The following is an 18,557-nucleotide window of genomic DNA, read 5'->3' as shown; positions in this document are numbered from 1 at the left end:
AAGTGCTCGCCGCCAACGCCGACAAAGTGGCCGAATACAAAGGGGGCAAGGAGAAACTTTTCGGTTTCTTCGTGGGACAGGTGATGAAAGCGTCCAAGGGCTCGGCCAACCCGGGTAAAGTCAATCAGCTTCTCAAAGAGCGTCTGAACTCTTGAAACAGTTTTTTCTGAGACTTCTCGTCTCCTTCGCCTACTTTCTGGAGAGCGCTCCCACCTACAAACGTGCGAAGCGCTTTTTCGACAATCTTCTCAACAACGACAGTTACCGCTACAAAAAGTATTTCGACATCTTCATGGTCTTCGTCATACTCTCCTCGGTCATCATCCTGGTGGTGGACGTGCGGGAGCATGTGGCCTACTGGCTTGAGTGGTACGACCTCTATATCGTCACGGCTATTTTTATCGTCGAGTATATTCTCAGGCTCTGGGTACACGACGACATGCACAAGATCATCATCGCCCAGTACGAAGAGTCGGAGTTTTTCGACAAACCCTTCTCCTTCAAAAAGGTTTTCGGCGAGATAGCCGCCCAGAAGTGGGAGTATATCACCTCCATTCCGGCGATCATCGACCTGATCGCGATTCTGCCCAGTTACCGGGAAATCAGAGTATTGCGCGTTTTCGTCCTCTTCCGCGCTTTCAAGATGCTGCGCTACTCCAAGAGTCTGCTGCAGTTTTTCGAAATTCTCAGAAACAAGAAGATCGAGCTCTATGCCCTCCTTCTGCTCCTCTCCTTTTTCACGCTGATCGCGTCGATGATGATCTACGTCTTCGAAGGAGCGGGCCAGAATCCCAACATCACGTCTCTGTTCGACGCGATCTACTGGGCCGTCGTCACGGTCACGACAGTCGGATACGGTGACATCACGCCGGTCACCAACGAAGGGCGTTTCATCTCGATCCTGGTCATCATCACGGGTCTTGGGGCAATCACCTTCCTGACTTCGATCATCGTCTCTGCTTTCGGCGAAAAGCTTCCGGAGATCAAACAGACACGGGTACTCAACCAGGTGGCCAAGACGAAGGATCTCAATCTGATATGCGGATACGGAAAGATCGGACAGATCGTCTCCGACAAACTGCGTGCCAGGGGCGAAAAGCTGCTGGTCATAGAGAACGATCCCGAAAAGGTCAAAAAAGCCGAGCTCGACGGCCATCAGGTCCTGGAGGCGGACGCCACCAAGAGCGATACGCTGCTCAAACTGAAATTCTGCGACAACGTCAAGTCGGTCATCGCCGTGACCCACGACGACATCATCAACGTCTTCATCACGATCAACGCCAGAAGTCTCTGCGACCGTGTCGAGATCATAGCCAGATGCAGCGAAAAGAGTGTGGCGACCAAACTCAAACTCGCGGGAGCCAACCACCTGATCATGCCCGAAGAGATCGCGGGACTCCTGGGTGCCGTCTACATCGGTCAGCCGGTGGCGTTCGACGCGCTCCAGGCGATTCTGACACGCAAAAAATCGGCCCGTATCGACGAGGTGGAGGTCAAGAGAGGTTCGTTCCTCGATGGCGCGAAAGTGGGGGACTTCGATTTTTCCGCCGCGAGACTCGTACTGTTGGCGGTGCTAAAACCTCTCAAACCCGGTGAGAAGATGAGCCACTACGTCATCTTCAACCCCCCCGAGGATACCGAGCTGCATGCCCACGACATTCTGGTGGTGATGGGATACAACGTCAGTATCGCCGATTTCAAAGGAAGGATGGAACAGAGTGTTCGATACCAGAAAAGATCGTCGTGAAATCATCCTCTTCGGCTATGGAAAGCTGGGACACCGCGTCTACGAGATGCTATCGACCTATTTCACAAAGATAACGGTGGTGGAGCAGACCGAAGCCTTGACGCAGGATGCGAAGGATCACGGGATCGTCAAATCCTTTACGGCAGACTTCAAACACGATCAGGAGCTGATCGACCTGGGGCTGGAAGACAAGATACTATTTTGCGCCATGGACGAGATGGCGATGAACATATTTCTCGTGCTCTCTCTCAAGAGCATGACCGAAAACGCGACGATCATCTCGATCTCCACTTCCGCGGAAAATACCCGCAAGCTGAAATTCATCGGTGCCGACAAGGTGATCGACATCTACGAAGCGAGCGCCAACCGTATCGTCGATATCATCACCCGGCCGGCGGTGACAAGGGTGCTCGACGAGATCATCTTCGTCGACAACGGCATCAGTCTCGAAGAGATCGAGATTCCTCCAAACTCCTTTCTCGAGGGGAAATATGTCCACGACATCGATTTCAAGGCGATGGATCTGATTCTGGTAGGCATCACCGACAAGGAGATGGGGGACGATTTCATCTTCGTCTCCCGGGGCATCGACCACAAATTCGATGCGGGGGACATTCTGGTGCTTCTGGGTGAGAGTCATGCGCTGGAGGCGTTTTACAAGAAACTGACGAAAGGGAACGGATGAGAGATGTAGCGGTGATCGGAGCCGGAAAGTGGGGGCAGGCGCTCGCGCACGCCCTGGGACAGAAGTGCGATGTGGTGATTACCTCCCGGACTCCGAGAGATCTGCCCAATTTCGTCTCTTTGGAGGAGGCGCTGAAGAGGGATTTCATCGTCTTCGCCATTTCGGCCCAGGCGGTCCGCAGCTGGCTGGAAGCCCATAACCGATTCAGAAAGTCTCAGACACTGCTGGTGGCTTCGAAAGGGATCGACGCCAAAACGGGCGCTTTCATGAACGAGATCTTCGAAGAGTATCTCTCTCCGTCGCAGCTTTGCTATCTGACCGGACCGTCTTTCGCCAAAGAGGTGATGCGATCGCTGCCGACGGCCCTGGTGATCAACAGCCGCAACCGCCTCATCGCAGAGGAGTGGAGCGAGCTTTTCCCCGACTTCATCAAGACCTACACCAGTACCGATATCGTCGGGGCGGAGGTGGGCGGTGCCTACAAAAACGTCATCGCCATCGCCGCAGGGATCTGCGAAGGGCTGAGTCTGGGTGAAAACGCCAAAGCGGCCCTGGTCTCCCGCGGCCTGGTGGAGATGGCGCGGTTCGGGACCTACTACGGGGCCAAGGAGGAGACTTTTCTCTCTCTCAGCGGAGCCGGTGACCTTTTTCTGACGGCCAACAGCCGGCTCTCGCGGAACTACCGTGTCGGCCTGGGCCTGGCGGCGGGCAAAACCCTGGACGAGATCCTCGAAGAGCTCGGCGAAGTGGCCGAAGGGGTCGGAACCGCCAGGGCCCTGCACAAGATTTCGGTCAACAACGACATCTACCTGCCCATCGCCAACGAAGTCTACGAGATACTGGGGGGCAAGCCGATCGAAAAGAGTCTGAAAGACCTATTATCACACAGGAGGAGTTGAGATGGAAGAGTATCTGAAAGAGGCGAAAGAGGCGGCATCGGTGCTGGCGACGCTCAATGGAGAGGTGAAAAACCGGGTCCTTGGACGCATCGCCGACGCGCTGGAAGCCAATGACGCGCTGATCATCGAGCACAACAGACTCGACATGGAGGAGGGGGAGAGAAACAACCTCTCTCCGGCTCTGATGGACCGTCTCTATCTCGACGGCAAAAGAATCGCCGGCATGGCCCAGGCGGTGCGGGAGATCGCCGCGCTCAAGGAACCGGTGGGCCGCATTCTCGACGGGTGGGTCACAGACAACGGATTGCGGATCGAGAAGGTGAGCATTCCGATCGGGGTCGTGGGGATCATCTACGAGTCGCGCCCCAACGTCACATCCGATGCGGCGGCGCTCTGTTTCAAAAGCGGCAACGTCGCGATCCTCAAAGGGGGCAAGGAGGCGCAGCGGAGCAACGAGGCGATCGCGACGATCATCCAGAAGACACTGGAAGAGGAGGGACTGCCCAAAGCCCTCATCAGTCTGCTTCCCGACGCCAGCCGCGAGGGGGTGGCGAAGCTGATCAAAATGGATCGGTATGTCGACCTGATCATCCCGCGCGGCGGCGAGGCGCTGATCCGCTTCGTCAACGAAAACGCGACGGTGCCGGTGGTCAAACACGACAAAGGGCTCTGCCATACCTATATCCATGCCGACGCCGATCTCGACGAAGCGGTGAAGATCGCCGTCAACGCCAAATGTCAGCGACCCGGCGTCTGCAACGCGATGGAGACGCTGATCGTCGACGCGGCGATCGCTCCGGAGATTCTGCCCAGACTCAAGGCCGCTTTCGACGCGGAGGCGACGAAACTGCTGGGTGATGCGGCGACACGTGCCATCATCGAGGTGGAGGAAGCGACGGAGGAGGATTTCGACACCGAATACCTCGCCAACACCCTCTCCATCAAGATCGTGGACGGCGTGGAGGAGGCGATCGCCCATATCCGCCGTTACGGTTCGGGCCACAGCGAGGCGATCCTGACCGACAACCACCGGGCCGCCGAAAAGTTTCTGAACGAAGTGGATGCCGCCTGCGTCTACGTCAACGCCTCCACCCGCTTCACCGACGGAGGGGCTTTCGGTTTCGGTGCCGAGGTGGGGATCAGTACCAACAAACTCCATGCCAGAGGCCCCATGGGCATCAACGATCTGACGACCTACAAATACAGGATCTACGGCGACGGGCAGATTCGGGAGTAGGTGAACGGTGGACGTTGAACGGGAAACGGGGAACGAAGAGGGGGAGATCGTCCTTGAAATCAAAGATCTCACTTTCGGATATACGAAGGAGAGAATCCTCTACCGCGACTTTTCGCTGACGGTGAAAAGGGGGCAGATCGTCACGATCCTCGGGCCCAGCGGCAGCGGCAAGAGTACCCTTTTCGAACTGATCGCCGGAAACCTGAAGCCGATGGCCGGTACGATCAAACGGGCCCCCTTTTCCCAGATCTTTCAGGATCCCTACAGCTCTTTCCATCCCACCTATACGATCCTCGACCAGATCGCCGACGTGGCCGAAACGGAGGGTATCGATTCCCTTTGTGAGCAGATGGGTTTCGACGGATCACTGCTGTACAAACGCTCCCACGAACTCTCCGGAGGGCAGCTTCAGCGTGCCTCGATATTGAGGGCGCTTCTGATGAAGCCGAAGCTCCTGTTGGCCGACGAGCCCACCTCCGCTCTGGACAACCTGATACAGCTCGATGTGATGAAACTGCTGATAAAAACGCTGCAGAGAGTGGGTATTTTGATGATCACCCACGACCGCGATCTGGCCAAATGGTGCAGCGACGAAATCGTGGAACTGAGATAAAAAAGGAACAGAAATTGGAAAAGATGACCCGTGAAGAGATCGAAGCTGCGATCGAAAAACTCAAAAATCGCTACAAGAAGAAGAAAGAGGAGCTCGAATGGTGCGACAACGACTATGACGCCGGATTCGTCAAGGAGGAGATGGCGGAGCTGAAAGCCAGAATCAAGGCTTTCAAGAGGGAGCTGGAGAGCCGCGAGGGGTGACGCTTTGGAGAGTGGTGCCGAAAGATTCGAAAGAGAGCTCGAAAGGATCCGAAAGGACGCCGTGCACGGTGCGTTTCATCTGACACAAGCCGCCGCGTCCGCTCTGGCGGCGCTGGCTACGGATGGAGCTTCCGTGGAGACGATGCGTCACGCGGCTCTCAGGATCGCGGAGGCACGGCCGATGATGGCTTCGGTTTTCGATTTCGCCAACCGGTTGCTCTTCTTTCTCGAGGAGAGTGCGGAGGGTGCGGCGGTGGCGGAATTTTGCGACAGATATCTGAGTGAACTGGAGCGTTCGGCCCGTGTCGCCGTGAAGATGGGTGTGGCGGTGACGGAGGGGATCGGGTGTGTCGTGACCCACTCCGCCAGCTCGATGGTCAGGGACACCTTGATCGAAGCGGCGCGTAGGGGCCGGCGCTTTCGGGTCGTCTGCACCGAATCGAGACCGGGAAACGAGGGTGTCTTGCTGGCGGAGACACTCTGCCGTGAAGGCATCGATACCACCCTCGTCATCGATGCGGCGGCCGGTTTCATGATGGAGGAGGCCGATCTGTTTCTCGTGGGTGCGGACGGTATCGGCACTTTCGGCCTGGTCCATAAGATGGGGACATGGCCGATGGCGCTGGCGGCCAGGAAACAGGGGGTGAAATTCGCCGTTTTGACCCTCTCCCGGAAGTTCTGGCCGGCGGAAGTGAAAAGGGTGGAAGAGCCGCCGAAAGAGGGCGATGAAATCGTCTCGCAAAAGGGGTGTTTCGAAATCTGCAACCGCTATTTCGACAGGACACCTTTGGAAGAAAGCGATGTCGTGATCACGGAGCGGGGTGTATGGACGATGGAAGAGGCCCTGAAAATCTGCGAAGAGAAGGCGATGCATCCGCTGCTGAAGGGGCGTTTCAGCGGCTGATGGCGTGATGTTCCAGTTCGTTGTCGATCGTGCGCTGCATCGTTTCGTGGAGTTTCTCGTACCAATCCTTCGGTGCCTCTTTGACATCGATGGAAGGGAGGAAGATCACTTTCAGGTCGCCTCCGGTGGAGATCTTTTCGTGTTCGTTGACGACGCTTTTGCTCCCGACGATAACGACCGGCTGGACGACGAGCCCGAAGCGTTCCGCTATGAATTTCGCCCCCTCTTTGAAAGGCAGAAGCTTCTGATCTTTCGAGCGGGTTCCCTCCGGAAAGATGGCCACGGGACGGTGCATCACCTCCAGTGACTCCTTCACGTCCCTGACCAGTTTGATGAGCCCCCGCCTGTCTTCTCTGTCCACGCTGATCATTTCGGCGCCGCTGAGCAGTTTGCCGAACCACGGCACTTCGAAGAGCTCTTTTTTCGCGATCCATCGGAGGTTTTTGTCCAGCAACGCTTCCAGTGTGATGATATCGACGATGCCCTGGTGGTTGATCATGTAGAGCTGTGCCCGCTCGTCCGGTTTTCCCACCACTTCCACATGGGCTCCCATCAAAGCGAGCATCACCTTGTTCCAGAAGTGGAGGATCTGCGCTTTTCGCTTCGGAAAGAGGGTGAGCAGGACGATCATGATCGAGACGACCGTCGAGATCACCAGTGCGGAGTAGAGAAACCTAATGCGAGCAAAGATCTTCATTTTTGACCCATCCTATGCGATTGTTCGGTAGTTGTATCTTCGTGTATCGTGCGTTGTGGTTCATCTCTTTGGCCGTCGTCTCTTCGTAGAGTCTCATGAAGGGGGTGCTCTGGTCGGTCGGAAGCAGATAGACCGTGGTTTCGGGTTTGATACAGACGCTTTTGAGAGGTACGAGATATGTCAGAAGATAGGCGACGGCGAGTCCGATGAGTATCGGGTAGCCCCATCCTCTGTGGCGGATCCACAGAAGCAGCCATATCACGATCAGAACGACGGTGGCGGCGATTTTGAATTTGGTGAATTCACTCGCCTGGGGATCGAGATTGGTCTGGGTACTGACGCTGCTGCGTTTGACGATGATGGGGATCTGGAACTTCTCGTAGCGGTTTTTCCCCAGGTTGAAGTAGCTGAAAGTCACCTGTTCCGTTCCGACCGGATAGACGCCGTAGTAGAGGAGTGTGGTCGCGTTGATATCCCCCTCGTAGGAGTCGATACCCTGGTTGAGTGCGCCCGGGAGCCTGAAATCGCCGTAGTTGCCGTACTCAATCAGAAGTTGCAGCGCCAGGATGTTGTTTCCCTCGTCGTAGCTGGATGCCTGGTAGTTGATCAGTTCCATTCTCTTCGCGAGAACCCCGCTGAACTCTCTGGGAGGATTGAGCCTCACCGCCGTCAGGGTGATGCTTTCGGTCCTGTACTCCCGGCTGCCGTCTTCGTAACGGACGATGAAGGCGGGCAGCTGGATCGAAGGGCCCTCCGCTTTGAAGTAGTAGGTGAGATGGTTGATCGCCCGTGGGGGAATGTCGTCGTGTTTCTTGACGACACTGACGTTTCTGCCGTTTTCCAGCTCCACCAGGTAGGGACGCCGCTTGTCGAGAGATGTGATCTTGATGGTGACGGGAAAGATCTGGCCCACGTAGATCTTTTTCGGAACGTCCTCGATGGTCAGGTAGATCAGCCTTTCGGCCGGGATCTCCGAGGTATCGAAACTCTCTTCACTCTCTGGAGTCTCCGCCGGTTTCTGCAGGGCGGAGGGATCGACGAAAACGGAGGGCTCTTCGTCGATCGTCGTGAAGGCAAAGAGGTGCGCCCATCCCGCAAAGAGGAGAAAAAGAAGCCGTGCCACCACTTAGGCGAGGAACCCTTCCAGCATTTTGACACCGTCCATCGACCCCAGAATCGTCTCCATGGCACGCTCGGGGTGGGGCATCAGGCCGAAGACATTCTTTTTTTCGTTGCAGATACCCGCGATGTTGTCCACCGATCCGTTGGGGTTGTCGGGATCGCCGTTTTCGTCACAGTAGGTCAGCAGAACCTGGCCGTTGTCGTAGAGGGCTTTGAGGCGTTCGTCGTCGATGTAGTAGTTCCCTTCGGCGTGGGCGATGGGAATGTTGAGCAGCTCGCCCACTTCACAGTGCCGCAGAAATCTGTTGTCGTTGTTTTCGACCTTGAGATACTGGTGCTTCGAGACGAAGTGGAGGTTTTCGTTGCGCTTCATGGCGCCGGGCAGCAGATGGCTCTCCAGCAGGATCTGGAAACCGTTGCAGATCCCCAGGACGTAACCGCCGTTGTCGGCGTAGGATCTGACCGCTTTCATGACGGGGCTGAAGCGCGCGATGGCACCGCTACGCAGGTAGTCTCCGTAGCTGAAACCGCCGGGAACGACGACGAGATCGGTATTGGCCGGGATCATCTCCTCTTCGTGCCATACGATCGTCACCTTCTCTCCCAGACGTTCGAAAGCGTATCGGGTGTCGAATTCGCAGTTGGTGCCCGGGAATTGCAACACGACGACGTTCATTGGACGATCTCGATGCTGTAGTCTTCGATGACGGTGTTGGCGAGGAGCGTTTCACACATCTTCTCGACCTCCTTCTCCGCTTCTCGCATGGAGGAAGCGTCGAGCTGCAGTACGATCTGTTTGCCCACACGGACGTCGGAGACGTTGTCGAAACCGAGAGATCCGAGCGCGTGGTGGACCGCTTTGCCCTGAGGATCGAGGACCCCCTCTTTGAGGTAGACGTTGACGATAGCTTTCATGTGTGGTTTCTCCTATTTTTCCAGAATGCGTTTGAGGACCTCTTCGTAGGCCACTTTCAGGCCGCCCAATCCCTGTCGGAAACGGTCTTTGTCCAGTTTTTCGCCCGATGCCATGTCCCAGAAACGGCAGCTGTCGGGACTGATCTCGTCGGCCAGAAGGATCTTTCCTTCGCTGTCGTAGCCGAACTCCACCTTGAAGTCGACCAGGTTGAGCCCCTTTTTGGCGAAGAAGGCTTTGAGGATCGTGTTGATCTCCCGGCCGAGCCGCTTGAGCTCTTCGAGATCGCCTTCGTTCTTGACCAGATCGAGGATGATACAGTGCTCGTCGTTGATGAGCGGATCGCCGAGATCGTCACGCTTGTAGTAGAACTCCACCAGTGTGAAAGGCAGAACCGTGCCGTCTTCGATGCCCAGGCGACGGGTGAGGCTGCCGGTGGCGATGTTGCGGACGACCACTTCGATCAGGATGATGTCGACCTTTTTGACCAGCATGTGATTGTCGTCGAGGGTATCGACGTAGTGGGTCGGGATGCCGGCCTTTTCGAGCAGTTTGAAAAGTTCGGTACTGATCTTGTTGTTGAGCGCGCCTTTACCCGCCTCCAGGTCGTGTTTCTCACCGTTGAACGCCGTCAGATCGTCCTTGAATTCGGCGATCAGCAGATCGGGATCCTCCGTCGTGAAAAGCCTTTTCGCCTTCCCTTCGTAGAGCAGTTCCTGTTTCGTCATTTTCTCTCCTGTGTAATGATGAGAGCGCGCAGAATGTCGACACCCTCTTTGAGCTGGTTGTCGTTGTAGAGATCCTCTTTGGTGATGACCTTCTCTTTTTTGCCCTTCTTCTCTTTCTCGGCTTTCTCTTCCTTGCCGTTGCCGTCGATCTTCTCCAGTTCGCTTTCGAGATGTTTTTTCAGCTCCGCCTCTTTGAGGGAGAAGTGATCCTCCTCGACCGTCACCTTTCCGAAAGGCACGACGATGTCCGGCGTGACGCCGACGGCCTGGATGGTCCGTCCGCTGGGCAGGTAGTAGCGGGCGATCGTAAGTCTCAGCGCCTCGGTCTTGTTGATCGGGAGAATGATCTGTACGCTTCCCTTGCCGAAGGTTTTTTCACCGACCAGAACGGCACGACGGTGATCCTGCAGCGATCCGCTGACGATTTCGCTGGCGCTGGCGCTGCCTCCGTTGACGAGAACGACGATCGGAATCTTTTTGTAGGTTCCCTTCGAAGTCGCCTTGAAGACTTCGTTTTCATCCTTGATGCGGCCCTTCTGGGAGACGATGACCCCTTTGTCGACGAAGAGGTCCACCATACCGACCGCCTGGTCCAGCAGACCGCCGGGATTGTTTCTCAGATCGATGATGAGTCCCTTGGCGCTCGGATTCTCCATCAGCGCTTTTTTGACGTCGGCGACGACTTTCTTGTCGAAGGAAACGACCCGGACGTAGAGGATGTCGTTGCCCACTTTTTTCGTATAGACCGACTGGATCTTGATGATGTCGCGGATGATCGTCACGACGATCGGTTTGGGCTCGTTTTTGCGGACGATCGTCAGCTCGATCTTCGTCTTCGGCTTGCCGCGCATCAGGGAGACCGCTTCGTCGAGGGTCATGTTCAGTGTCGATTTGTCGTTGATCTTGAGGATGATGTCGCCGGCTTTGAGCCCGGCTTTGTAGGCGGGAGTACCCTCCAGCGGTGCGATGACGGTGAGCGCTCCGTCGCGCATCCCTACCGTCACGCCCAGACCGCCGAACTCGCCGCTGGTCTGGATTTTCATCTCCTTGAAACTCTTTTCGTCGAGAAAGGAGGAGTGGGCGTCGAGATTGGCCATCAGCCCCTTGATCGCCTTGTTGATGATTTCGTTGATCGTCAGATCGTCGACATAGTATTTTTCGACGGTGCCGATCACCTGGGTGAACTTGGTCAGGGCTTCCAGTTTGGAGACTGTCGCTTTGTTCTCGCTTTTTGCAAAGAGATTGGGAGTCGTGATGAGTGTCAGTGCCGCTGCGGTGGAGAGGAAACCGGCCGCGATGAAACCTCTTTTTTTCTTCATTGATTGATCCATTGGTATCGATAAATTATGTGGCTGATATTATAATGGGTTGTCTCTGAAATGTTGATAAATAAAAAAAGGTCGACGAAAATCTCCATGATTATGAGAAGTTTAGAAACATTTATTTGAAAAAGATAAATAAACTTGACATATAAAGACTAAAGTTGCTATAATTTACGCAGTTTGCAGGAGACTGTAGAAGTGCGACTTAAGTAGCGGAAAAGTTTACAGCGTTGCACTAAAATTGTGAAAAATATCGATGGATATAGAAAAAAAGGAGTTGCTATGAGCATATTTGAAAAACTGACCCACCAGATGACCGAAACGATCGAATCGGGTGTCAGCCTCGCGCTGCACAACAAAAACCCCGAAGTGGAGCCGGCCCATCTGGTCTGGGCGCTGCTGACCAACAGCGGAAGCGTCCTGAACCAGGCGCTCAACCGTATGGGCATCGACAAGGCGCCCATCGAGCTGGAGGCCAAGAGTGTGGCCGACCGGCTGCCGAAGGTCTCCAGTGTCACCAAAGAGAGCATCAAGATCTCCCGTGCCCTGCAGGAGACGCTGCAGAAGGCCGAAGGGCTGATGGCCAAGCAGGGCGACCAGTATCTGGCCGTGGATACCTGGCTGCTGGCCAACCTGGACCATCCCCAGATCAAGGAGATCCTGGGCAAATATCTGGATATGATGGAGCTCAAGAAGACCTTCGAAGCGATCCGGGGCGGCAAAAAGATCGAGAGCCAGACCGCCGACGAGACACTCGAGGCGCTCGAGAAGTACGGTATCGACCTGAACAAGAAGGCGATCGACGGCGAGCTCGATCCTGTCATCGGACGGGACGAGGAGATCGAGCGGGTCATGCAGATCCTGATCCGAAAGACCAAGAACAACCCGATCCTTCTCGGCGAGCCCGGTGTCGGTAAGACCGCCATCGTCGAGGGACTGGCCCAGCGCATCGTCAACAAGGAGGTGCCGCTGAGCCTGCAGAACAAGCGGGTCATCGCGCTGGACATGAGCGCGCTGATCGCCGGTGCCAAATACCGGGGTGAGTTCGAAGACCGCCTCAAGGCCGTCATCGAAGAGGTCAAGAGCAGCGGTGACGTGATCCTCTTCATCGACGAGATCCATACGATCGTCGGTGCGGGTGCTTCGGAGGGAAGCATGGATGCGGCCAACATGCTCAAACCGGCCCTGGCCCGGGGCGAGCTGCACACCATCGGCGCCACGACGCTCAAGGAGTACCGCAAGTACTTCGAAAAAGACGCGGCGCTGCAGCGGCGCTTCCAGCCGGTGCATGTCAACGAGCCGACGATCAACCAGGCGCTGCAGATCCTCCGGGGCCTGCGTGAGCGTCTGGAGGCGCACCACAACGTCACGATTCTCGACAGCGCCCTGGTCGCCGCGGCCAAACTCTCGGCCCGCTACATCACCGACCGCTACCTGCCCGACAAGGCGATCGACCTGATCGACGAGGCGGCGGCGGAGCTGAAGATGCAGATCGAGAGCGAGCCGACGGAGCTGGCCCGCGTCAAGCGCGAAATCAGCCAGCTGCAGGTCGAAAAAGAGGCGCTGATGATGGAGGAGTCCAAGAAGAACGAAGCGCGTCTGCAGGAGATCGAAAAAGAGCTGGCGGATCTCGAAGAGAAGAAACGCAAACTCGAAGCGCAGTTCGAGACCGAGAAGAAGGTCTTCAACGATATCGCCCAGATCAAGGTCGACATCGACAAACTCCGCAGCGAGGCGGAGATGGCCAAGCGCAACGGCGACTACAACAAAGCGGCCGAGATCGAGTACGGCAAGATCCCCGAGCTCGAAGAGAAGCTCAAACAGCTCAACGAGCAGTGGGAGCGTATGCAGGAAGAGGGTACGCTGCTCAAAAACAGCGTCGACGAAGAGGCGATCGCCAAAATCGTCAGCCGCTGGACGCAGATTCCGGTGACGAAGATGCTCCAGAGCGAAAAAGAGAAGATCCTGCATGTCGAAGAGGTGCTGGCCGAGGATGTCGTGGGCCAGGAGCAGGCGATCAAAGCGGTCGCGAGGGCCATCAAACGCAACAAAGCGGGCCTCAGCGAGCCGAACCGTCCCATCGGAAGCTTCCTCTTCCTGGGACCCACCGGTGTCGGTAAGACCCAGACCGCCAAGACGCTGGCGAAGTTCCTCTTCGACACCGAGAAGTCGCTGATCCGCATCGACATGAGCGAATACATGGAGAAACACGCGGTCAGCCGTCTGGTCGGAGCGCCCCCGGGATATGTCGGATACGAAGAGGGCGGACAGCTCACCGAAGCGGTACGGCGCAAGCCCTACAGCGTCATCCTCTTCGACGAGATCGAGAAGGCGCATCCGGACGTCTTCAACGTCCTGCTGCAGGTGCTCGACGACGGACGGCTCACCGACAACAAAGGGGTGACCGTCGACTTCAGGAACACGATCATCATCCTGACGTCGAACATCGCCAGCGACAAGATCATGGAGTTCAAGGATCCCGAAGACCGTGAAAAGGCGGTCAAGGACGAGCTGAAGATGTACTTCAAGCCCGAGTTCCTGAACCGTCTGGACGATATCATCATCTTCAACCCGCTCGATCAGGCGGCGATCACGAAGATCGTGGATATCCTCTTCAGGGCGATCCAGGAGAAACTCAAAGAGCGCGACATCAAAGTCACGCTCACCGACGCGGCCAAGGCGCTGATCGCCGCCGCCGGATTCGATCCGGTCTACGGTGCGCGACCACTCAAGCGCGCACTCTACGAACTGGTAGAAGACCGGCTCGCCGAGCTCATCCTCGAAGACAGGGTGAAAGAGGGCGACAGCGTCGTCTTCGACGCCCAGAACGACGAGATCGTCGTGCGCATCAACCCCTAATCCGATCCCGCAAAAACCGGGCGAAAGCCCGGTTTCTCTTTTGCAAATCCGATCCGAACCGTTTTTTTCGATCGGAAACTTTTATCCCTCCCTGCCATCTTTCATCCTCTTTTATGTAAAATTATGAAAAGGATCGTGCGTTTCGCATGTTCGACGTCTCAAAGGCCGATGATGAAAAAGATCGCTTTCTGTCTTGCCGCACTGCTGATATTCATGGGATCGACCGGATTTCTCTATCACAAACTCAACAGAACGGAATTCAAGGTGCTCAGCAGCGAAGAGGATACGGACACACTGCAGTACGTCAACGAAAGACTGCAGAGCCAGAACAGAAAACTCAAACGCCAGAACAGACTGCTTATCGCGAAACTCAAACGCCAGAAAGAGCTGATCGCCGCCTACCGGGACACTTTCAGGAGAGAGCGTCTGGAGTGGATCAGAAGAAGACTGGCGAGAGTGACGCCAGAAAGCGTCCCTTTCACGGGGATGGTCGTCGTGGCCGCTTCGGCTCTGGAGGATGCGAGGCATTACTGTTCGGATATGAAAAGAGTGACGACGCTGGAGAACGATCTGTTCGGTTTCAGCAGTGAAGAGGGGTACGACAACGCGATCTGTGCCGACGATCTGAACGAAACGGCTGTGAAGATCCGCAAAGATGCCCGCAAGGGGATAGCGCGTTTTCTCTCGGTCGACGGGAATGAAACCGAAGCGGTCGTCTCCTTCTGGAAGGAGCAGATCAACGACGGGATGGCGTCGGTTTCGGAGGATGACAGACGTCTGAAGGCCTACGTGCTGCAGATGTACGATGAACTTCTCGAGGACCTTAACGTCTCCTCCGACATCAGAAAATCTCTGGACGAGACGTTTGGCTACTGGAGGTATGTTTTCGGATTGTGAGCCGCCGTGTGCCGATGATCGCGGCCTCCTCCTCCAGATGGGTGACGTAGAGGAGTGTGAAGCCGACTCGCTTCTGTAGACGGACGATTTCATGTGCCAGGTGTTCGGCAAGCGGCCGGTCGAGGCTCGAGAGCGGTTCGTCCATCAGCAGCACGTCAGGTTCCAGGATGAGGGCGCGGGCCAGCGCCACTCGCTGCTGCTCTCCGCCCGAAAGGTCGGAAGGGTTTTGGGAGCCGAAACCTTTCAGGCCCACCAGCTCCAAAATCTCTTCGACCCGTCGCTTTCGCTCCATTTTCGGCACTTTTCTCACCATCAGCCCGAAACCGACGTTCTCTTCCACACTCATATGGGGCCAGAGCGCCAGATCCTGAAAGACCATACCCACACCTCTTTTTTCGGGCGGCACCAGGATACGCCCGTCGGCCGATACCGGGCGATCCGCGATCGATACCGTGCCGCGCTCGGGTGCGACGAAGCCCGCGACCATTCTCAGGATCGTCGTTTTTCCGCTCCCGGAGGGGCCGAATATCACGAGGCGCTCCCTCTTTTTTACCCGCAGGGAGAAATTCTCGAGAATCACTCTTTCGCCATAGCGAAGCGTCACGTTTTCGAAGGCGACCATCGTCATTTTCTTCTCCTTTTCCGGACAAATACGCCCCATGCCGCCGCAGCGGGCAGCAGAGTCACGGTGGCCATGATCAGGCAGAGCGAGGCGACAAGCTCAGGCGAGCCGTTGGCCATCATCGTGAAGATCCGTACCGGCAGGGTATCCTCACCGGGAGGATAGAGGAGGATGGTCAGGTCCACGTCCCGGAGGATGAAGAGATAGGCGACCACCCAGGCTCCCGCAATCGCGTCCGCAGTCAGAGGCAGAAGGATATGGCGGAGCCGCTGCGACCAATCCGCGCCCGCCATCTGGGCCGCTTCCTCCATCGAAGCGGGTATCATCGAGAGGCGGGCGAGTGAGATGCGCCCTGTCAGAGCGCTGTATTTGGCGAGATAGCCCAGGAGTACGATCAGCGGTGTCGCGTAGACGATCTGCGCAAAAGGGCGGTTCCAGAAAAAGATCATCGCGATGGCGACGACGGTGCCGGGCAGGGTGAAGAGAAAGATCGCGACGGGATCGAGGGCGCCCGCACAGCGGAAGGGTCGTTTGAGCAGCGTATATCCGAGAAGAAAGCCGAAAAAGGTCAGAAGCGTCGCGCCCGCGGCGGCGTAGAGGAGGCTGCGCAAAAGCGCGTCGTGCGATGCCAAAAAAGCCTCGGCGAGATGGTGGAAATCTCCCGCTTCCAGAGCCAGTGCCGTCATCGGAAGGATCGTGACCACGCTCGCAAGGAAGGCCGCAGCCAGGAACAGAGGATATCTTTTAAAGCCCAGGGAGATACGCAAAAAAGTATCGGAACCGGCGAAATGGCGAAAAGTGGCCGTACGCTTTTTTAGAAACCGGTTTTCCGCCATCGTCATCACAAGCGCTACGAGAATCAGCGGCAGCGCCGTGGCCGTCGCGGTGTCGAAACGGTAGAAGGCGGTAAACTGGGTGAAGCTTTCGACGGCATAGACTTCGTAATGCAGATAGATCGGCACGCTCAACTCGCCGAGGCTCAGGAGAAAGACGATCATGGCCGAGAGCAGGATGCCGGGGAGAATCATCGGAAGTGTGACATACCGCAGTACCGACGGCCAGGGGGCACAGAGCCGTCCCGCCTCTTCCAGCGAGGGCGGAACCGTCCTGAGAAAGAGGATCGTCATGAGTGTCGGAACGGAGAGGTAGACGCAGAAGAGGACAAAAAGGGAGCCTCCGAGTCCCGAAAGTGTACCGCTCCCAAAGCCGGCCATTATCAAAAGATCGTTCCATGCCACGGCGACGATGTAGGGCGGCAGAAGCAGGGGCACGAGAAAGAGAAAGACGAAAAGCGGGCGCAGCGGCAGATCGGTTTTTCCCATCAGGATGCCCAGGGGGACGCCCACCAGAGTGGTCAACAGCGTCACGAGTGTCGCGAGAAGGATAGTGTGGCGGAGCAGTTTCCATGCCTGGGCAGAGAGGAAGAGCTCGTCGAAGTGTGAGGCGATCGTGCCCGATGCGAACGTCTGCCACACCATCGCTCCCACGGGCAGAAGGGTGAGCCCCAGAAAAAGGATCGCGATCACCCCTGTAAAAAGACGCATCTCACTCCATCACCCATCGCTTCAGCAGGGGTTGTATCTCGATCAGTTTTTTCGCCACTCCGGCGTAGTCGACCTCCATGACCCTGATCGCATCGATCGGTTTGAGTTCCTTGGGCATTGCCACACCAGGATGCAGCGGTATCTGGGCACAGTCGGCGAAAGCGAGCCGGCGTTCCGTCTCTTTCGAGAGGAGATAGTCGATCAGTTTCCGGGCCTCTTGTGGGTGGGGTGCGCCTTTGATCAAAACTGCGGCGTTGGGCACGATAAAGCAGCCGAGTCCGCCGGGTGCCTGATCGGGATAGACCATCGAGACGGGGCGTCCCTGCCGTATCCGGTTGATCGCGTCGTCGCTGTCGACGAGAGAGAAGGCGTACCGTCCCGACGCCACGAGATCGGCGCTCTCCCCGTTGCTGGTCGAAAGGGCGACGCCGTTGCGCTTCATGGCCCGCATGAAGGCGTCGGCCCTGTCCTCTCCCCACACTTCGAAAAGGGCCGCGATATGGGCGGTCGTCGTGCCGAAGAGCGGGTTGGCGATGACGCTTCGGTTTTTCCACTTTCTGTCGGTGTAGGCGAGGATGGAGTCGGGTTTCTCCCGGATTCCGTCGTGGACGACGAGCACCCGCGCTCTGGCCGAAAATCCGGTCCAGTAGCCATCGGGATCTTTGAAGAGAGCGGGAATCTCCTTCGCGTTTTTCGAAACGTAAGGAGTCGAAATCCCTTTCTGTTTCAGCACCTCCGCGCGGATCGGTTCGTTGGCCCAGTAGACATCCGCCTGGGGATTTCTCTTTTCGGCGATGAGACGGTTCATCACGCCGGTGCTTTTGGCCTCTTCGGTGTCGTAGACGGCTCTGACCTCGATCCCGGTCTCTTTCTCGAAGGCTTTGAGGATCGGTTCGGAAAAGACACGATCTTCGGAGACGTAGACCACGACGACGGGTCTGGAGATTTCGGGCTCCTCGGCCGTGTTCCAGTAGATCAGGAACGCGACGACCAGAATGATGAGGCCGATGATCAGATCTCTCTTTTTCATCGTTCGTCTCCTTCAGGCTTTACGAAGAAGTCGTCGAAACTCGTGACGGTGTCGGCTGTTCCCATCCGGACTCTTTTCTGGGACATTGTTCATCCTTTCAGAGGACTCTATAGAAATTATGATAACAAATTTTGGGTACCGCAATCCGAGCTCATGAAACTTTTTGGGTCTGGATGCTAATATTTCGAATCCGAATATTGCCTGAGGATAAGATGAAAATGTGGAAAAAGATCGCGACGGGTCTGCCGATTATGGTGGTTCTGCAGTTGCAGGCATACGCCCTGGACTCGGACAAGATAAAGCATGCCGCTGCCGGTACGGCCATATACGGCGCATGTGTGATCGCAGCAGAAGCGGCCGACATCGAGTGGCTCGATTATAAAACCTGCCTGATCCCCGTAGGAATCGCGGCTGTCGGCAAGGAGATCTACGACGACAGGACGGGCGGTGATTCGGAGTGGGCGGATGTGGGAGCCACCGTGGCGCTGCCTGCTCTGATCGCCGGGTTTACCTACACGCTCTACGAATGGTGAAT

Annotated in this window: 19 protein-coding genes and 1 pseudogene; 11 read left to right on the top strand and 9 right to left on the bottom strand. The window is 56.5% G+C overall.

Going from position 1 to position 18,557, the window contains the following annotated elements; all coding sequences use genetic code 11:
• The 8 genes and pseudogenes from gatB to Q1K23_RS02625 all read left to right on the top strand — a co-directional run.
• Positions 1-155 (top strand): annotated as a pseudogene (gatB, locus tag Q1K23_RS02660) (Asp-tRNA(Asn)/Glu-tRNA(Gln) amidotransferase GatCAB subunit B); the annotation flags it as partial.
• Positions 152-1,747: a potassium channel protein gene (locus Q1K23_RS02655; protein ID WP_300362041.1), complete on the top strand. Its 1,596-nt coding sequence runs from the start codon at positions 152-154 to the stop codon at positions 1,745-1,747. The pseudogene gatB and the gene Q1K23_RS02655, both read left to right, overlap by 4 nt.
• Positions 1,719-2,432: an NAD-binding protein gene (locus Q1K23_RS02650; protein WP_300362039.1), complete on the top strand. Its 714-nt coding sequence runs from the start codon at positions 1,719-1,721 to the stop codon at positions 2,430-2,432. Before Q1K23_RS02655 ends, Q1K23_RS02650 begins: the two co-directional genes overlap by 29 nt.
• Entirely contained in the window at positions 2,429-3,331 is a 903-nt protein-coding gene (locus Q1K23_RS02645; RefSeq protein WP_300362036.1) for an NAD(P)H-dependent glycerol-3-phosphate dehydrogenase, read from the top strand. The genes Q1K23_RS02650 and Q1K23_RS02645 overlap by 4 nt, the downstream gene beginning before the upstream one ends.
• 1 nt (position 3,332) lies before the next feature.
• Entirely contained in the window at positions 3,333-4,568 is a 1,236-nt protein-coding gene (locus Q1K23_RS02640; protein WP_300362034.1) for a glutamate-5-semialdehyde dehydrogenase, read from the top strand.
• A 7-nt stretch (positions 4,569-4,575) separates the two neighbouring features.
• Positions 4,576-5,181 carry an ATP-binding cassette domain-containing protein gene (locus tag Q1K23_RS02635; protein WP_300362032.1) on the top strand — a complete coding sequence of 202 codons (606 nt, stop codon included), beginning with the start codon at positions 4,576-4,578 and terminating at the stop codon, positions 5,179-5,181.
• Between the two features lie 14 nt (positions 5,182-5,195).
• Entirely contained in the window at positions 5,196-5,384 is a 189-nt protein-coding gene (locus Q1K23_RS02630; protein WP_300362029.1) for a hypothetical protein, read from the top strand.
• Between the two features lie 61 nt (positions 5,385-5,445).
• Positions 5,446-6,288 (top strand): hypothetical protein, encoded by an 843-nt coding sequence (locus tag Q1K23_RS02625; protein ID WP_300362026.1) that lies wholly within the window; start codon positions 5,446-5,448, stop codon positions 6,286-6,288.
• Here the strand turns inward: Q1K23_RS02625 and Q1K23_RS02620 are convergent.
• Genes Q1K23_RS02620 through Q1K23_RS02595 form a run of 6 tightly spaced genes read right to left on the bottom strand, consistent with a single transcriptional unit; the run spans position 6,278 to position 11,067 of the window.
• The gene (locus Q1K23_RS02620) at positions 6,278-6,985 is read right to left on the bottom strand and encodes a lysophospholipid acyltransferase family protein (RefSeq protein ID WP_300362023.1); all 708 of its coding nucleotides are present in this window, start codon (positions 6,983-6,985) and stop codon (positions 6,278-6,280) included. The two genes, Q1K23_RS02625 and Q1K23_RS02620, sit on opposite strands and share 11 nt — an antisense overlap.
• The gene (locus Q1K23_RS02615) at positions 6,963-8,108 is read right to left on the bottom strand and encodes a hypothetical protein (protein ID WP_300362020.1); all 1,146 of its coding nucleotides are present in this window, start codon (positions 8,106-8,108) and stop codon (positions 6,963-6,965) included. The genes Q1K23_RS02620 and Q1K23_RS02615 overlap by 23 nt, the downstream gene beginning before the upstream one ends.
• A gap of 3 nt (positions 8,109-8,111) precedes the next feature.
• A complete protein-coding gene (gene purQ, locus Q1K23_RS02610; RefSeq protein ID WP_300362017.1) occupies positions 8,112-8,783 on the bottom strand; it encodes a phosphoribosylformylglycinamidine synthase subunit PurQ in 672 nt (223 codons plus the stop codon).
• Entirely contained in the window at positions 8,780-9,022 is a 243-nt protein-coding gene (gene purS / locus Q1K23_RS02605; RefSeq protein ID WP_300362014.1) for a phosphoribosylformylglycinamidine synthase subunit PurS, read from the bottom strand. Before purS ends, purQ begins: the two co-directional genes overlap by 4 nt.
• A 12-nt stretch (positions 9,023-9,034) precedes the next feature.
• Complete coding sequence (gene purC / locus Q1K23_RS02600; protein ID WP_300362011.1) at positions 9,035-9,748, bottom strand: phosphoribosylaminoimidazolesuccinocarboxamide synthase; 714 nt, start codon at positions 9,746-9,748, stop codon at positions 9,035-9,037.
• Positions 9,745-11,067 (bottom strand): S41 family peptidase, encoded by a 1,323-nt coding sequence (locus tag Q1K23_RS02595; protein WP_300362008.1) that lies wholly within the window; start codon positions 11,065-11,067, stop codon positions 9,745-9,747. Before Q1K23_RS02595 ends, purC begins: the two co-directional genes overlap by 4 nt.
• Before the next feature lie 285 nt (positions 11,068-11,352).
• Here Q1K23_RS02595 and Q1K23_RS02590 point away from each other — a divergent pair, with 285 nt between their 5' ends.
• Both Q1K23_RS02590 and Q1K23_RS02585 read left to right on the top strand, forming a co-directional pair.
• Complete coding sequence (locus tag Q1K23_RS02590) at positions 11,353-13,929, top strand: AAA family ATPase (protein ID WP_300362006.1); 2,577 nt, start codon at positions 11,353-11,355, stop codon at positions 13,927-13,929.
• A 171-nt stretch (positions 13,930-14,100) separates the two neighbouring features.
• Complete coding sequence (locus Q1K23_RS02585) at positions 14,101-14,826, top strand: hypothetical protein (RefSeq protein WP_300362004.1); 726 nt, start codon at positions 14,101-14,103, stop codon at positions 14,824-14,826.
• Here the strand turns inward: Q1K23_RS02585 and Q1K23_RS02580 are convergent.
• Genes Q1K23_RS02580 through Q1K23_RS02570 form a run of 3 tightly spaced genes read right to left on the bottom strand, consistent with a single transcriptional unit; the run spans position 14,771 to position 18,022 of the window.
• Entirely contained in the window at positions 14,771-15,454 is a 684-nt protein-coding gene (locus tag Q1K23_RS02580; RefSeq protein ID WP_300362002.1) for an ABC transporter ATP-binding protein, read from the bottom strand. The two genes, Q1K23_RS02585 and Q1K23_RS02580, sit on opposite strands and share 56 nt — an antisense overlap.
• Positions 15,451-16,992 carry an ABC transporter permease subunit gene (locus Q1K23_RS02575; protein ID WP_300362000.1) on the bottom strand — a complete coding sequence of 514 codons (1,542 nt, stop codon included), beginning with the start codon at positions 16,990-16,992 and terminating at the stop codon, positions 15,451-15,453. Before Q1K23_RS02575 ends, Q1K23_RS02580 begins: the two co-directional genes overlap by 4 nt.
• A gap of 1 nt (position 16,993) precedes the next feature.
• A complete protein-coding gene (locus Q1K23_RS02570) occupies positions 16,994-18,022 on the bottom strand; it encodes an extracellular solute-binding protein (protein WP_300361997.1) in 1,029 nt (342 codons plus the stop codon).
• A gap of 212 nt (positions 18,023-18,234) precedes the next feature.
• On the opposite strand from Q1K23_RS02570, the gene Q1K23_RS02565 reads away from it, so the two are divergent.
• Positions 18,235-18,555, top strand: coding sequence for a hypothetical protein (locus Q1K23_RS02565; protein ID WP_300361995.1), 321 nt, complete (start codon positions 18,235-18,237; stop codon positions 18,553-18,555).
• Positions 18,556-18,557: the final 2 nt, after the last annotated feature.

This window comes from Hydrogenimonas sp. (assembly GCF_029933015.1).
Classification (GTDB): Bacteria; Campylobacterota; Campylobacteria; order Campylobacterales; family Hydrogenimonadaceae; genus Hydrogenimonas.
Note: the sequence above shows the minus strand (reverse complement) of the source record. Positions and strands in the feature narration are given on the sequence as shown.

Bases quoted from the DNA above. Each gene is read 5' to 3' on its own strand.
- Q1K23_RS02645 (WP_300362036.1), top strand. From the start codon at position 2,429: ATGAGAGATGTAGCGGTGATCGGAGCCGGAAAGTGGGGGCAGGCGCTC.
- Q1K23_RS02640 (WP_300362034.1), top strand. From the start codon at position 3,333: ATGGAAGAGTATCTGAAAGAGGCGAAAGAGGCGGCATCGGTGCTGGCG.
- Q1K23_RS02620 (WP_300362023.1), bottom strand. From the start codon at position 6,985: ATGAAGATCTTTGCTCGCATTAGGTTTCTCTACTCCGCACTGGTGATC.
- purQ (WP_300362017.1), bottom strand. From the start codon at position 8,783: ATGAACGTCGTCGTGTTGCAATTCCCGGGCACCAACTGCGAATTCGAC.
- purS (WP_300362014.1), bottom strand. From the start codon at position 9,022: ATGAAAGCTATCGTCAACGTCTACCTCAAAGAGGGGGTCCTCGATCCT.
- purC (WP_300362011.1), bottom strand. From the start codon at position 9,748: ATGACGAAACAGGAACTGCTCTACGAAGGGAAGGCGAAAAGGCTTTTC.
- Q1K23_RS02595 (WP_300362008.1), bottom strand. From the start codon at position 11,067: ATGAAGAAAAAAAGAGGTTTCATCGCGGCCGGTTTCCTCTCCACCGCA.
- Q1K23_RS02590 (WP_300362006.1), top strand. From the start codon at position 11,353: ATGAGCATATTTGAAAAACTGACCCACCAGATGACCGAAACGATCGAA.
- Q1K23_RS02585 (WP_300362004.1), top strand. From the start codon at position 14,101: ATGAAAAAGATCGCTTTCTGTCTTGCCGCACTGCTGATATTCATGGGA.
- Q1K23_RS02580 (WP_300362002.1), bottom strand. From the start codon at position 15,454: ATGACGATGGTCGCCTTCGAAAACGTGACGCTTCGCTATGGCGAAAGA.
- Q1K23_RS02575 (WP_300362000.1), bottom strand. From the start codon at position 16,992: ATGCGTCTTTTTACAGGGGTGATCGCGATCCTTTTTCTGGGGCTCACC.
- Q1K23_RS02570 (WP_300361997.1), bottom strand. From the start codon at position 18,022: ATGAAAAAGAGAGATCTGATCATCGGCCTCATCATTCTGGTCGTCGCG.
- Q1K23_RS02565 (WP_300361995.1), top strand. From the start codon at position 18,235: ATGAAAATGTGGAAAAAGATCGCGACGGGTCTGCCGATTATGGTGGTT.